Consider the following 15,194-nt stretch of genomic DNA (forward strand, 5'->3'; position numbering starts at 1 on the left):
ATGGATTTGCCATTCAAAGACAACGCACTGTTGGCATTCTTTAAATACTTAAAAACCGAAAAGAACTTTTCCCTCCACACTCAAAAAGCCTATTTTTTTGATATCGTAGAATTCATCACTCAAACTTGGGGTGATGAAGCTATTGAAGCTCAGTCTTTGGCCTGGAAGCAAATCGATAAAAACGCCGCTAAGGGCTACATCTTTTCTCTACAAGAAAGCAAAATCTCGAAAAATACCTTGCTCCGAAAGTGCTCCTCCCTGCGGAGCCTCTATAATTTTTTTCAAAGAGAAGAACTCCAAAGCACCAACCCCTTTCAAGATATTAAAGCCGCAAAGAAAGATAAAAGCCTGCCGCTCATTTTATCGCGAGAAGACATCTCCACCCTACTCAGCTCCCCCGCCCCTTACTGGGCTCAAAAAAAAGGCAAGAACAACGACTTCATGGCCAGTCGCGATGCAGCCATCCTCGAGATTATATATAGTGGGGGTCTGCGTATCCAAGAGGCCCTCGATATCAACTTCGATCAAATCAACCTCGAGGAATCAACTCTCAAGATCTTTGGTAAAGGAAAAAAACAACGCACCGCTTATTTGGGCAATCCCGCCAAACAAGCCCTCGAACAATACTTTGCTTGCAGAAAAAATGCCGAACTCAATTGGACCTCAGCCAATGACCCCGTTTTCATCAACCTCAAAGATCTCAAACGCTTGAGTGCGCGCTCCATCCAGCGAAACCTCAAAGCTTACCTGCAATCCTGTCAACTGCCTCCAGACATCACACCGCACAAACTTAGGCACTCCTTTGCCACACACTTGCTCGATGCTGGAGCGGATTTGAGATCAGTACAAGAACTCCTCGGTCACGAAAATCTCTCCACCACCCAAATCTACACACACATCTCTACTGACCGCTTATTACAAGCTTACGACCAAGCCCACCCCCACGCTCAATCTTAACAAACTCCGCAATAAACCTTCACATCGGGATTTTTGTAGAGCTCGGAGCATAAGGCCACGTGCTTGACGTCAATCTTTTTGAGCTCACTTAAATTCTCTTTATTGATCCCACCAATGGGATAAACTTTCTCAGCGGGAATGAGCTTAAAAACTTCTTCGATAAACTCGGGGCCTTTCGCTTTCAGCCCTTGCTTTGTCGTCGTTTGAAAAACAGTGCCTACACCCACGTAATCCACAATGCCTTGCGCTAACAAACCTTGAGCTTCCTGAGCTTCTTCAAGCGAGCGCACGGTAAGGCCAATAATCGCCTTTTCGCCCAAATTCTTTCGAGCTTCGATGACTGAGTCATCACTCTGCCCCAAATGAACCCCTTCCATGGCGAATTCCGCACACAAATCTACGTAATCATTCATAATCACATGGCAAGCTGGATTCGCTTCTTTGATCAAATCATAATACTTCTTTACTTGCTTTTTAAGCTCCAAATCCACCAAGCTTTTGACGCGAATCTGAATGAGTTTCAAGTCTTGGGCCAAGCTCTTTAAAAGACTTGCTTTGGGGTCCAAAGATTGCGCCACGTCATAATCGTAAATCCAATAAGGCTCAACTGCTTCCAAAAGGGCTTGATTCATAGTTTACTTAATTCCTCGAAAATATTTTTTCATACTTGCCCCAAATGCATAAAGGCATTATTATGAGCAAATTTTTTTTTAATCTAAAGCTTTCTGGAAATATTACTCATGGACGAAAATTCAAATCTCTATAAAATTCGCCACTCCATGGCTCACGTACTCGCTCAAGCAGTACAAGAAGTCTACCCCAAAGTCAAACTCGGTTTTGGTCCTCCCATTGAAACGGGCTTTTATTACGATTTCGATTTCAGCGAAGAAGAGTTTGCCGAAAACAAACTCAAAGAAATTGAAAAGCGCATGAAAAAAATCATTGGTCGCAAGCAAGAATTCCACTACAGCGAAACTGATATCGAAGGCGCCGTAGCCAAACTCGAGGATCTCGGTGAAGGCGAATACAAAATCGAAAACGTTCGCAATCTCCATTCTCGTGGCGTTGAGAAATTTTCTTTCTACGAAAACGGTAATTTTGCCGACCTCTGTGAAGGCCCTCACGTGGAAACCACTGGCGACCTCCCTGCCAAAGCTTTTAAACTCGACCGCGTTGCTGGTGCCTACTGGCTCGGTAGCGAAAAAAATAAGCAGCTCACACGTATTTACGCTCTCTGCTTCGAGACTCCAGAGGAACTTCAGTCTTTCCTCGAAAGACGTCGCATTGCCGAGCAATTCGATCACAAAAAACTTGGTAAAGAACTCGATATCTTCCACTTCGATGAAAAAGTCGGTAAAGGTCTAGCTCTATGGATGCCCAACGGTACAATCATTCGCGACGAAATCGAAAAATACGCCCGCGAAATGGAAATGAAGTATGGTTACCAACGAGTATCCACTCCGCATATTGCTAGTGAAAAACTTTTCCAGACTTCAGGGCACCTTCCTTACTACGCAGATTCCATGTTCCCCCCAATGGAGCTCAACGAAGGCGATGACGCTGAAAACAGTGAAAAATATTACCTCAAGGCCATGAACTGCCCTTATCATCACCTTATTTACTCAGCACGCCCTCGTTCATACAAAGAACTGCCTTATCGTCTCTGTGAATACGGCACTTGTTACCGCTATGAAAAATCTGGTGAACTTTCAGGTCTACTTCGCGTACGTTGCATGACTATGAACGATGCTCACGTCTACCTAACTGAAGATCAATTTGAAGAAGAATTCAGAAGCATGGTTAAAATGTATATGGAATTCTACGAAACCTTCAAATTCTCCGATTATAGTTTCCGCCTCTCAGTGCGTGACGATTCAGATAAATTTGTCGGCGATCCTGCTGTGTGGGACCAAGCCGAAGCTCTTCTTGCCAAAGTCATGGACGAGCTTGGCCTCGAATACTTTGTCGGCGAAGGCGAAGCCGCTTTCTACGGTCCAAAAATCGATGTTCAGTTTAAGAACCTCATGGGACGTGAAGAAACTCTTTCTACAATTCAGGTCGACTTCCAGTCAGCTTGTAAAGAGAAATTTGCTCTTAAATATGTTGATAGTGATAATACAGAAAAAGAGCCTATCATCATTCACCGCGCACCACTTTCTACCCATGAGCGTTTTATCTCTTTCATTATGGAATACTATGGCGGCGCTTTCCCTGCATGGTGCGCACCCGTTCAAGTATGTATCCTTCCAGTTCAGGATTCCTGTATGGAATTTACAAACTCCATAGCTAATGAGCTAACTAGAGATCTATACCGTGTTGAAATCGATGACAGTAACAACACTTTCAACAAGAAAATCCGTACCAATACTAAGCGTAAAATCCCCATTCTCTTAATTATTGGCGAGCAAGAAGTTGCCGACAATACCGTGACCGTACGTCGTTATGGTTCACGCGATCAAATCACCGTCTCACGTGATGAATTTGTCGCAATTTTCAAAGCTGAAGTAAAAGAAAGGAAAATGTTGCGTGAGCCCATGGGTTCCATCATCTAAAAAAACTTTTTCTGCCCTTCCAAGCCACTTTGATAAATCAAAGTGGCTTTTTTTATGCCTCAAATGAACATTTAATTTTTTCCTTTAGTAAAAATTTGTTTTTTGATCCTCGCCGAATTATGTTTTCACAGAGAGTCAATCCCACAAAATAAGGCACTAATCATGAATACGGCAAAAGATATTATAGACACTTCTGTATCTACGGTTTCAGAACTCTTAGAGCTAGGAATGAAAAATTCGCCTACGACTGCCTTACTCAACGATTGGACTGGCAAATCTTGGAAAACTCTAAGCTACTATGAATTCTACGAAACAGTTCACAAAATTGCCTACTCCATGCAATCACTTAAATTAGAACCTCAAGCGAAAATCGCCGTCTTCCTCAGCAACAATTCTCGTTTTTGCCTCTACGATGTGGCTATCTCACTCGCGGGCTTCGTTTCAGTCCCACTTCACCTCACCTTTAATGACCAATCCATCTCTTATGTTTTGCAACACAGCGATGCCAGCCTCTGCATCGTCAATGGCAAAGAACAGTACAATCGCCTCAAAGCACTCCAACCCGAAATGAGATTCATCCTCAGCGACGAAGAAGTTCCCGGTGAACTCTATGGCCCGCAGCTCATTGCCAATGCTCAAGAAACTCAGCTCCCCGAATCTACAGGCGAATCCCCCCTCACGATTATTTATACTTCTGGAACCACGGGCCAACCCAAAGGCGTATTGCTTGAGCATAAAAACCTCATCACCCTGAACTCCATCATTGTTGCAGATTTAGATGACTGCATCAAAAAACACGATCGCGAAATCAGCTTCCTCCCCTTGAGCCATATTTTTGCGAAATCCGCAATCTACCGTTGGCTCTATCACGGCACCAGTGTCTACTTCACGAATCCCGACCAAATCATGATGCATATTGCCATGGTCAAACCACAAACTTTCTCCACTGTCCCTCACCTCTTAGAAAAAATCTATTTGCACATCGCCAATGGTGCGGAAAACAACCCCCAAGTGGATCCCGAAATTTATAACAAGGCTTTTGAATTTGCCCATGTTTACGATGCCAGCAATCCCGAACACCAAGTCATGCACCAAGCCTTCTCCCCCATCTACCAAGCTTGGCAGAATATCTTTGGCGGCGAACTCACCTTCATCTGCAGTGGCGGTGCTCACCTTCGCACCGAGCTCTGTCGCTTCTTAAATAATGCCGGCATCCCCATCCTCGAGGGCTACGGCATGACCGAAGCTCCCGTTATATCAGTCAATCCCTTCAGAGCGCCCAAACCAGGCACGGCCGGACGCGCTTTCAGTGAAACCAATATCAAGATTGCCGAAGATGGCGAGATCCTAGTGAGTGGTCCACAAATCATGGAAACCTATTATAAAGATGCCGAAGCCACAGACGACGTCCTCAAAGATGGCTGGCTCCACACCGGCGACATCGGTTACCTCGATGACGAGGGCTACCTCTTCATCACCGATCGCAAGAAAAACATTTTCAAAATGTCTACGGGAAAATTTGTCATTCCCACGCCTCTGGAAACCGCTCTCAAAGCCGACCCTTTTATTGCCCATGCCCTGGTCATTGGCGAAGACAAGCGTTTCTGTTCGGCACTCATCTTCCCAGAGATCACCCTACTTCCGCGCTTTGCCAAAAAACTGCAACACGACACCATCGATGTTCACGCCATCTGCCAAAGCCCTCAGCTCACAGCTTATTATCAGCAGCGCATTGACCAAGCCAACGAGCAATTGCCCAAGTGGTCACAAATCAAAAAATTCAAAATCATTCACGAAGAGCTCAGCCCCCTCAATGGCTTGCTCACTGCAACGCTCAAAGTGAAACGCAAAGCCGTCAAAATCAATTACGATCACATCATTCAAGAAATCTACCAAAAATAAGGAGACGCCACATGAGTAAAATTAAGCACATAGCCGTATTAGGCTCTGGTGTTATGGGTTCTCAAATTGCGGCGCACTTCGCAAATTGTGGTTTTTCAGTTGCCCTCCTCGATCTCACCAGCGCGGGCCCCAAACCCTCTGCTATCAGTGAAGGCGCTGTCAAAAAATTACTTAAGATCAACCCATCCCCACTCTATAGTCCAAGCGTTATCGAAAATATCTTCCCCGGCAATTTTGACGATCACCTCGAGCACCTCGACGAAGCTGACCTCATCATAGAAGCGGTTATCGAAGATCTCGCCATCAAACAAAATCTTTGGAGTCAAATCTGTAAATACGTCAAAGCAGATGCCATCCTCGCCACCAACACCAGCGGACTACCCCTCAAAGACATCACAAAAAATCTCTCAAACAAATCACTCAAGCGTTTCCTCGGCGTGCATTTCTTTAATCCCCCACGCTACCAGAAACTGCTCGAACTCATCCCGGGCCCAAAAACCCAAGATGGCTTGCTCGAAGAATTTGCCGAGTTCGCACGCCTGCACCTCGGCAAGGGCATTGTCGTCGCCAAAGACACGCCGAATTTCATTGGCAACCGCATTGGTTGCTACGCCATGCAAAAATCCATGATCCCCCTATTTGAAGATGGCTTCACTATCGAAGAAATTGATCTCCTCACTGGTCCGCTCATGGGACGGCCAAAATCCGCTACCTTTAGAACCCTCGACCTCATTGGCGTCGATACCATTCTCTATGTCACCAGCAATCTCCATAGCGCCATCAAAAAAGATGAATGCCGCAATGAATTTATCATGCCCACCGAAATTAAAAAAATGGTCAAGCAGGGGCAATTGGGCGCCAAAACCAAAAAGGGCTTCTACTCGAAAGTCGATGGCGAGATCCGCTCCATCAACTTCGGTGATTACTCCTACCAAAGTCCCAAAGAAATCAGCCTCGAAAATATCCATGCCTACAAAAAGATCCCCGATTTGGGCAAACGCTTGCGCGCCCTCTACGATGATCCCGGTCGCGTCGGAGATTTCTACCGCAAGTTCTTATTAGCCCTCATGTCTTATTCCGCGCGACGCATCCCCGAGATCTGTCACAATCACCAAGACATTGATAAAGCCATGAAATGGGGCTGGGCTTGGCAAATGGGACCTTTTGAAATCTGGCAGGCCATCGGCTTCAAAAAAATCCTCAATGATCTCAAGGGATCGGTTTACACCCTTCCCGAATGGATTACTCGAATTGATCCTGAAGTGGGTTTCACTAAATCCAAATCTCCTTTCGCTGATCAATTCACTATCAAAGAAAAACGCATGCGTCTTATCAAAGATTACAAAGACGCACGCTTACTCAACTGGAAACAAGGCATCTGCGTCTTTGAATTCACTGGCAAGGCCAATACCATTAGCTCACGCGTCCTCGATGGCATTATCGATGCGGTCAAACTCGTGGAAGACAAAGAGGAATTTAAAGGCATCCTCATTGCCAATGATTCTAGCATGTTCTCCGCCGGTGCCAACCTCGCAGAAATGGCTGGCCACGTCCAAAACCGCGACTTCGCCCCCATCAATGAGGTGGTCAATAAATTCCAGCAAATGAGTCAAGTGGTGCACTACGCTTCCAAGCCAGTCATCCCCGTCGTCCAAGGACGGGCCCTCGGTGGCGCTTGCGAAATCATCATGGCTGCCCCCCATGCGGTTGTCGCCCAAGAATCCTACATGGGCTTAGTGGAGCTCGGCGTTGGCCTCATCCCTGCGGGTGGCGGTACCATGCGTATGGCCAAGCTCGCCGCCACCATGGCTGGCGAACAAAAAGCCTTCTTGGTTGAACCCTTCTTACGGCAAAATTGGCTCACCATTGCCATGGCAAAAGTCAGTGCCTCAGGATTAGACGCCCAAAGCAAGCGTTACCTCAACCCCAATGCCACTCTCGTCACCAATGCTGAAAGGCGTTTGCACGTGGCGGCACAATTACTCTTGCAATTGAGTGAACTGCCTTATAGCTCACCGCGCCCCTCCAAGTTCTTAGCACTCGGCGCCAATGCCGCCAGTACTTTCAAGGCGGGGGCTTATAATATGCTGCAGAGTCAGTTCATCAGTAAATACGATTATTTCCTCGCCTGTAAACTCGCCCATATCATCTGCGGGGGAAACCTCACCCGCGCCTCGATGGTTGACGAGCAATACATCCTCGACTTAGAACGCGAAGTCTTCCTCTCACTCCTAGGAGAAGCCAAAACCCTGGCTCGAATAGAGAGTATCTTAAAATTCAACCGCCCACTGCGAAACTAAGGAGCCCATCATGAATAATGTCTACATAGTCAGCTCAGTTAGAACTCCCGTGGGTAAAGCCAATCGTGGGAGCCTCGCCCACGTCCCTCCTGTAGATTACGCGACCGCCGCCTTCAAAGGCGCTGTGAATAAAGTCGATAATCTCCATCTCGAGGACATCGAGGATCTCATGCTTGGCTCCGCAACTCCTGAAGCTGAACAAGGAATGAACATGGCCATGCAAGTCGGTCAAGCGGCGGGCCTTGGCAACAAAATCACCGGCGTCACCATCAACCGCTTTTGTGCCTCGGGCTTGCAATCCATTGCCATGGCCCACCAAGCCATTGCCTGTGGTCACGCCAGCGTCTTAGCAGCCGGTGGCTGTGAATCCATGAGCCTACTCACTCTCGGTGGCAATAATTTCGTCGCCAACCCAAAACTCAATGATATCTTCCCCGATGCCTACCTGAATATGGGCAATACTGCCGAAGCGGTCGCCAAGCAATATAATGTTTCGCGGACGAGCATGGATAAATTCTCACTGCGCTCACACGAGAACGCCCTCAAGGCTATTGAGCAAGGTTATTTTAAAGAGGAAATCATTCCCCTCGATCTCGAAGTCAATCATTATAAAGACGGCAACCTGCACACACGCAAATTCCGCTTTAGCATTGACGAAGGTCCCCGCGCTGGTTCCTCCATCGAGAGCTTGGCTAAGCTGCCTGCCGTTTTCCGTGCAGGTGGTTCCGTCACGGCGGCGAGCTCTTCGCAAATGTCCGATGGCGCCGCCTTCTCAGTCTTGGTCAATGAGCAAACCCTCCAGGAACGCAATCTCACTCCACGAGCCAAACTCATTGGCTTTGCCGTGGCCCCCGTAACCGCACGCCTCATGGGCATGGGTCCTGTGGCTGCCATTCCCAAAGTTCTCAAGCAAACTGGCTTATCCCTCAAAGATATTGAGCTCATTGAACTCAACGAAGCCTTTGCCTCACAATCCATTGCCGTGATCAACGAACTCGGCTTAAATCCCGACATCGTCAATGTCAATGGCGGCGCCATTGCCCTCGGTCACCCCCTCGGTTGCACCGGAGCCAAACTCACTGCCACCCTGCTCCACGAAATGGAACGACGTTCACTTCGCTACGGCATGGTCACCATGTGCGTTGGTGGTGGCATGGGCGCAGCAGGAATTTTTGAAAACCTAAGAATATAAGGAAACACCCAACAAACAGGAAAGAGACTTAAAACATACGATTATCCAAACTGTGCCGAATAAGCCAGCCGAAGGAACCTAAGCGTCAGCGCAACCTAAGCTCGGAACGGCGCATAAATGGTGAATCGTCAATCAACTCTTTCAATACAAACACAAGGAAAATAAAATGAACTACCTAGCCAACACACCGCTCTACATATCAATCCCCATTTTCGTGATTGTTCTTTTGGTCTTGGCATATAGGAACCTGCCGGGATTTCTTTGGGCGATTGCCTCGCTCATCTTTGTGGCTGGCTATAGTTCGAGCTTTGTGCCTCCCCTCATTGTGCTTGCGGTCTTCGCAATTTTCATTGTCCCCCCCATACGCTGTGCACTCATTTCCAAACCCGTCATGACTTTCCTCGGAAAGATCGGCCTCTTGCCCGCTATTTCACAAACCGAACGCGAAGCCATTGATGCCGGCACGGTTTGGGTCGAAAAAGAATTCTTTTCTGGTTCTCCCGACTTCAAACGCATCCTCTCTCAGCCCTACCCCTCACTCACCGCCGAGGAACAAGCCTTCATGGATGGCCCCGTGGAAGAACTCTGCAAAATGGTCAGTGATTATGATGTCGCTTGCCGTGGTGACCTCACCCCCGAGACTTGGGAATTCATCAAAAAATCCGGCTTCCTCTCGATGATCATCCCCAAGGAATATGGCGGTCTCGCTTTTTCCGGACTTGCCGTCAGCTCCGTTTGCTCGAAACTCGCCTCTCATTGTGGTCCCCTGAGTATTACTGTCATGGTGCCCAACTCCCTGGGCCCAGGTGAATTGCTCTCCCATTTCGGCACCCAAGAACAAAAAGATCATTACTTACCACGCTTAGCCGATGGTCGCGAGATCCCCTGCTTTGGCCTGACCGAGCCCATGGCAGGTTCCGATGCCGGATCCATTTCCTCCCATGCCGAAGTCTTTAAAAAAGAAGATGGCGAACTCTATCTGCGCTTTAACTTCAAAAAGCGTTACATCACCCTCGCTGCAGTCTCCACCGTCATTGGCCTTGCCTTTAAATTGCGGGACCCGCAAAACTTCTTGGGCAAAGGTGAAGAACTCGGCATTACTTGTGCCCTCATTCCCAGTGATGCCCCCGGCATTCACCTCGGTCGTCGTCACGATCCCCTCGGCTCCTCTTTCTATAACTGCCCCATCAATGGCGAGAATGTGGAACTCCCCCTCGAAAAACACGTCATTGGTGGCCACAGTGGCGTTGGCATTGGCTGGCGCATGCTCATGAACTGCCTCTCCGCTGGACGCGCTGTCACCCTGCCTGCTACCTCGACTGGTACCAGCAAGATGTGCAACCGTGCCGTGGGTGCCTATGCTAAAGTCCGCAAGCAATTTGGGCTCTCCATTGGGCAATTCGAAGGCATCCAAGAAGCCATGTGCGAAGTCGGTGGCTACAACTACATGCTCGAAGCCGCCCGCATCTACACTTGCGGTGGAGTCGATAGCGGCGAAAAACCCTCCGTGGTTTCCGCCCTCGCTAAATATCACTTCACCGAGACCGTGCGCACCTCCATTAATCACGCCATGGATATCAGTGGCGGCTCAGGTATTTCTCGAGGCCCCAAAAATATCTTTGCCAACGCCTACACTTCCACTCCCATTGCCATAACCGTGGAAGGCGCCAATATCCTCACCCGCACCATGATTATTTTTGGTCAAGGACTGATTCGCTGTCACCCCACTGCCATGGATGAAGTCAACGCCATCGAGAGTGGCGATGCCGCCGCTTTTGATAAAGCCCTTTGGTCACACATTTCCTTTGTGGTTTCTAACGTCACCCGTGCCAAGTTGCTCACTTTGACCCGCGGTTGGCTTAGCCCCGTGCCCTCTGGCCCCTTCAGCAAATACTTGCGTCGCATCAATTGGGCTTCCTCACTCTTTGCGGTCTTCGCAGATATGGCCATGGGTTCTTATGGCGGCAACTTAAAACGCGCCGAACGCATCACTGGCCGTTTTGGTGATATGCTCTCCTGGATGTACTTCGCCTGCACAGTGATCAAACGCTATGAACATGAAGGTTGCAAAAAAGAAGATCTCCCCCATGCCACTTGGGCCCTAGATCGCTGCATGGAAAATATCTCCACTGCCTTTGATGGCATCTTGCAAAATATTGAGCTCCCCCTCCTCAGTCCCATCCTCAAATATATCCATCGCCCCTTCTTCCGCTTCAATAGCTTTGGTTCGGGACCCGATGATAAAACTGGCCAAAAGATTGCCCTCGCGATGATGACTCCCGGTGAGCAACGCGATCGCTTCTCCTATGGCATGTATATCCCCAGTTCGGAACGCGAGGGCCTCGGTAAACTCGAAGAAGCCTTCGTCGACTTAGTCAAATCCGAGGAACTCTTCGATAAAATCAAGAAGTCCGGCGTCAAAGCCAAGCATCCCAGTGCAATGATCAAGGAAGGCTTTGCTAATAGCTCCATCACTGCTGAGCAAGTCGATTTCCTCAAGCAAACTGTAGAGAAATGCGAAGCCGCCATCCAAGTCGACGAATTCGAACTCGACGACTACCTCCACACCCGCAGCCCCACCGCACTCACTTAATCTTTTCGAGATTATTGGGCGTAGCCTACCGCCGGGTCAAGGGGTGGCAACTCCTTGCGGGGTGCTCGAGGGGCGGAGCTCCCTCGCATTCTATCACAAGACCGGCCTGCGGCCTGAAAGACCGCTACGCTAAAAGAAAAAGATCTCTCATTTATTCGCTTGCAGATCGTTCGCAAGCTCACTGCAGATCGGGCTTCGCCCTGCAGTCATCAGTCAAAAACGCTGGGCTTTTCTGAGTGCACTTGCAAGTAGAATACGAGATTAATTAACGAATTTCTGAAACCATGCAGGTCGTCTTTGCGCCAATACTTCTAGATAGGTCTTTTCATTATATGGAGTTCTCGTTTTCCAGCAGCGATACATGATACGAATCCATTTGTAGGCCAAAGCTCTAAGTATAGTGAAATGAGGTATGTTAAGAGCTTTCTTATGATAATAAAATTCATGTACCCATATTGACGATCTTATGGAATTATTTGCGAACTCCACAAAACTAAGTGGAGTGAACCTATCACATGAAAAACGTCTTCGGACAATATTCATTTTTCCACTCTGAATTGTCACAGGAGCTATTTCACTAATTTTAAGGACCTCATTTACAGACTTAAATTTATCTCGATCGCCCCCAAAGAAAGCCATAAGACGTGGGCCGATACTAGGGTCTGCTCCTGGGAAAGATTGAAACATTTCATAGTCCTCATTACTGCGATAAGCTTGCTCAATTTTTTCGTCATAAGCTTTAATGACCTTATTTAAACTCCTGATTTTGTGGCAGAATTGTTGTATCTCAAATATGTAGTAATCCAACTCATCTTCATCATTAACAACAATTATGGAGGAGCGTAATATTTGAACTCTCTCTTTTGTTTTACTATGCTTGGTACTGCGTTTGTTAAAGAATTTGGTAATGCCGATTTGATGAGCATTAATGACATCCTGCGGGCTTGGATATTTATCTAAAAAGTCTAGAAACATATCTGCATATAAATGATTGCCCACGACTTTGAGGGCGTTTGGGTAATAAATCTTCAATAACGCAGTTAATTGATTAGTTAAACGAGTTCTATCACCTACTAAATCACGCCTTTTTATATTAAGTCGCTTCAGTTTCCCCTTTGAAAAAGATGAGTCTACTTTTTGAACTTTATCAGGATGTTTTAAATACAGTTCAAGTAATGATTTAGTATCTGCTCGGTCACTTTTAGCACCACTCAAATGAAATGTTTTAGCAAACTTTGAAGCAGTCGTAGGATGAACCACATAGATATCAAACTCCGTGAGATAGAGTCCCGTTGTTTCTGTAAATTGGTGTTGACCAATTTTAGTTAAACAGATAGATAAACTCTTTTTGTAGCTATCCAGGTTTCATCTAATTCCATAAGAATAGCGGATGCTAATCTAAGAAGTGAAGCTTCATTTGGGAATATAGATACGGTTCTAGTTCGCCTGAGAATTTCTCGATTCTGTCTTTCAACCATATTGGTCGTTCTCAGTTTTGTCCAACAAGAACGCTCGAGATCGAATACAGAAAAGCCTTCAGGAAGTGCAGATTCCATCCATTCAGATAAATGTGAAGCCTTTTCTTCATACTTTAAGCAAGTAAGCTTTAAAAGCCTTTCAGCCTCAAGCTTTGAAGGTGCATTAAAGATATCTCTAATATCTTGAGCTACTTCTGAGCGCATAGCTTTCTTAGGGACATAAGCACCAGCATTTTGCTGTAAGTGAAATTGACATCTCTGCCATGGGATAGAACCAAATACAGTCTTTAACGCTGCTTTTAGGCCCGAATGACTATCACTGGTAATCATCTTGAGGCCATGGAGTCCTCGAGCATTCAATGACAGAAAAAAGTTCCTCCAATGAACTTCCGCTTCACTTAAAGAAACACTTGTTCCGAGGACTGAACGTTTTCCTGATTCATCTATTCCATAGGCAATAAGTAAAGCACAATCTCGAACAGTCTTATCTACTCTAACCTTCTCGTATCTCGCATCCACCAAAAGATAAGAATATTTACCTAAAGGACGGTTGCGCCACTTTTCTAAACTCTCATCTAGCTCAGTTACCACACGGGATACCTGTGATTTACTTACAGATAGACCACATATTTTCTCTAAAAGTTTAGTCACCTTTCTAGTCGATGTCCCCTGAATATAACTCTCTGCCATAGCTGTCATTAAAGCTCGTTCACTTCGCAAGCCTTTCTCCAAAGAACTTGGATAAAAATCAATTTCACCTCTGACTTGAGGGATATTAAGCTTCATTGCTCCAAGTCGAGTGTTTACAGTTTTATTTTTATAGCCATTAGCATAACCCAAGCGACTTTCATTACGTTCATATGGATCAGCTTCAAGAGAATTACTTCTCTCCACTTTCATCGCTTCATTTAATAAAACTCTCATCGCTTCAAGCATTCCGCTTTCGCCGTTTTCTGTAACTTGTTGGATCATTTCTAATAAGACGCTACTGTTTTCTTGTGTAGAGTGGTGCATAATAATTCCTTGTGGGTTGTTTTGGTACAACACCACTCTGCATCTTCTTTACCCCGAGTTACAAACAACTTCCTCAATTTCGCTCCGACGAGAAAGTTCCCATTCTCGCGAAGTCTCGGAAGCTATTCATAACTCTTAAAGTAGAGCAATAGCAGAATTTACAGAAAATTTGGGACACTACCCTCCGTGAATGATATTAATAAATTCATCAGTGCAGATTGGCAGCTCTCGATGACAATGGCAATGGAACCATTAACAGTTTCAAGTATGAGTGTATCAAAGAAGTTTTTGAGAGTAAGTAAATCACTACTGATAACTTTACATTCTTCTTCACAATCCTTAAGAATTCGTAGGTCATGCTTTTGATCCGCCCAGTCGATCGCAATAATAACTTGATATTCAGATGGATTTTTAGTTCTTGTATTATACATTTTTACTCCTAGGGAATATATAGATTTAAAAAACAGCATGCGAAATTCCTATAGCATTCGTGCCTGAAGCTTTCTGAGTATTCGTCCCGCTGGTAAACATTCCCGGTCGAAATGCCCAGAAAGTCTTTAAAAGACAGGAGCCCCGATTCGTACCGAGAATGGTTAAATTTATATGTTCCTTTTTTAATTCTAAAATTTCTCCCCCAGACCCCCTCATTATATTTATCTAGGGCTCACTGATTAAGATATAAATAACTTATATACAATGAGATAAGTGTAATTCATGGGTTCTTTCTCACTTTGAGGGGATGAGGTTTGGTATCCCAGTTAAATTTCCTTTAGTGAAATAGAGCATCATTTTTAGATATTCTTTAGATCTAAACCCTCTGGCCCGTCTTTTAACTGCTGAGAAAACGGAATTAATTCCTTCCAATACAGCATTACTTGTTCCGTGCCTCCATCGAGCAATAATTCCATCAAAATGTTTTGTAAGAGATTCGGCAAATTTCTTTAGAGGGTTTAAAAAGTATTTCCACATTTCTTTTTCAGCTTCATTATGAACCCAAGATATCCATGCTTTTAACCCTAACAAAGCTTTGATTTCGGACTTCGTTTTAAAAATATCTTGGAGACTTAAGCGCATTTGGTATGCCATGGCTGTTGCAGTGTTCAGCTCTTTTAATTTTCTATAGTTTGCTGATCTTTTCCTTGAGTTTGTCTCTGTTCTTTGAATAAACGAGGCTTTTTAGAGGTTCGAATATCACCTTTTGTACGG

Annotated in this window: 11 protein-coding genes; 6 read left to right on the plus strand and 5 right to left on the minus strand. The window is 45.9% G+C overall.

Translation table 11 applies throughout. The annotated features are described in order from the left end of the window. Positions 1–957 (plus strand): tyrosine recombinase XerC, encoded by a 957-nt coding sequence (locus LNTAR_RS22700; RefSeq protein WP_007281118.1) that lies wholly within the window; start codon positions 1–3, stop codon positions 955–957. Here LNTAR_RS22700 and LNTAR_RS22705 read toward each other — a convergent pair. Next, positions 954–1,589: a thiamine phosphate synthase gene (locus tag LNTAR_RS22705; protein ID WP_007281119.1), complete on the minus strand. Its 636-nt coding sequence runs from the start codon at positions 1,587–1,589 to the stop codon at positions 954–956. The genes LNTAR_RS22700 and LNTAR_RS22705 overlap by 4 nt on opposite strands. 108 nt (positions 1,590–1,697) lie before the next feature. Between LNTAR_RS22705 and thrS the strand changes: the two genes are divergently transcribed. From thrS to LNTAR_RS22730, 5 genes are all read left to right on the plus strand, one after another. Next, the gene (gene thrS / locus LNTAR_RS22710) at positions 1,698–3,509 is read left to right on the plus strand and encodes a threonine--tRNA ligase (protein ID WP_007281120.1); all 1,812 of its coding nucleotides are present in this window, start codon (positions 1,698–1,700) and stop codon (positions 3,507–3,509) included. Positions 3,510–3,671: 162 nt separating this feature from the next. Further along, complete coding sequence (locus tag LNTAR_RS22715; protein ID WP_007281121.1) at positions 3,672–5,411, plus strand: AMP-dependent synthetase/ligase; 1,740 nt, start codon at positions 3,672–3,674, stop codon at positions 5,409–5,411. 11 nt (positions 5,412–5,422) lie between these two features. Beyond that, on the plus strand, positions 5,423–7,711 hold the full coding sequence (locus LNTAR_RS22720) for a 3-hydroxyacyl-CoA dehydrogenase/enoyl-CoA hydratase family protein (RefSeq protein WP_007281122.1): 2,289 nt from the start codon (positions 5,423–5,425) through the stop codon (positions 7,709–7,711). Between the two features lie 10 nt (positions 7,712–7,721). Then, positions 7,722–8,903 carry a thiolase family protein gene (locus LNTAR_RS22725; RefSeq protein ID WP_007281123.1) on the plus strand — a complete coding sequence of 394 codons (1,182 nt, stop codon included), beginning with the start codon at positions 7,722–7,724 and terminating at the stop codon, positions 8,901–8,903. Positions 8,904–9,069: 166 nt separating this feature from the next. Beyond that, complete coding sequence (locus LNTAR_RS22730) at positions 9,070–11,496, plus strand: acyl-CoA dehydrogenase (RefSeq protein ID WP_007281124.1); 2,427 nt, start codon at positions 9,070–9,072, stop codon at positions 11,494–11,496. A 261-nt stretch (positions 11,497–11,757) separates the two neighbouring features. Here LNTAR_RS22730 and LNTAR_RS22735 read toward each other — a convergent pair whose 3' ends face one another. The 4 genes from LNTAR_RS22735 to LNTAR_RS22750 form a co-directional block, all read right to left on the minus strand. Further along, positions 11,758–12,858, minus strand: a complete 1,101-nt coding sequence (locus LNTAR_RS22735; protein WP_420798235.1) for an IS110 family transposase — start codon at positions 12,856–12,858, stop codon at positions 11,758–11,760. Further along, positions 12,822–13,988, minus strand: a complete 1,167-nt coding sequence (locus tag LNTAR_RS22740) for an IS256 family transposase (protein WP_007279126.1) — start codon at positions 13,986–13,988, stop codon at positions 12,822–12,824. The genes LNTAR_RS22735 and LNTAR_RS22740 overlap by 37 nt, the downstream gene beginning before the upstream one ends. 158 nt (positions 13,989–14,146) lie before the next feature. Beyond that, on the minus strand, positions 14,147–14,419 hold the full coding sequence (locus tag LNTAR_RS22745; RefSeq protein ID WP_007281126.1) for a hypothetical protein: 273 nt from the start codon (positions 14,417–14,419) through the stop codon (positions 14,147–14,149). 295 nt (positions 14,420–14,714) lie between these two features. Next, positions 14,715–15,152, minus strand: a complete 438-nt coding sequence (locus LNTAR_RS22750; RefSeq protein ID WP_337998514.1) for a transposase — start codon at positions 15,150–15,152, stop codon at positions 14,715–14,717. Positions 15,153–15,194: the final 42 nt, after the last annotated feature.

The sequence above is a fragment of the Lentisphaera araneosa HTCC2155 genome, assembly GCF_000170755.1.
GTDB classification, from domain to species: Bacteria; Verrucomicrobiota; Lentisphaeria; order Lentisphaerales; family Lentisphaeraceae; genus Lentisphaera; species Lentisphaera araneosa.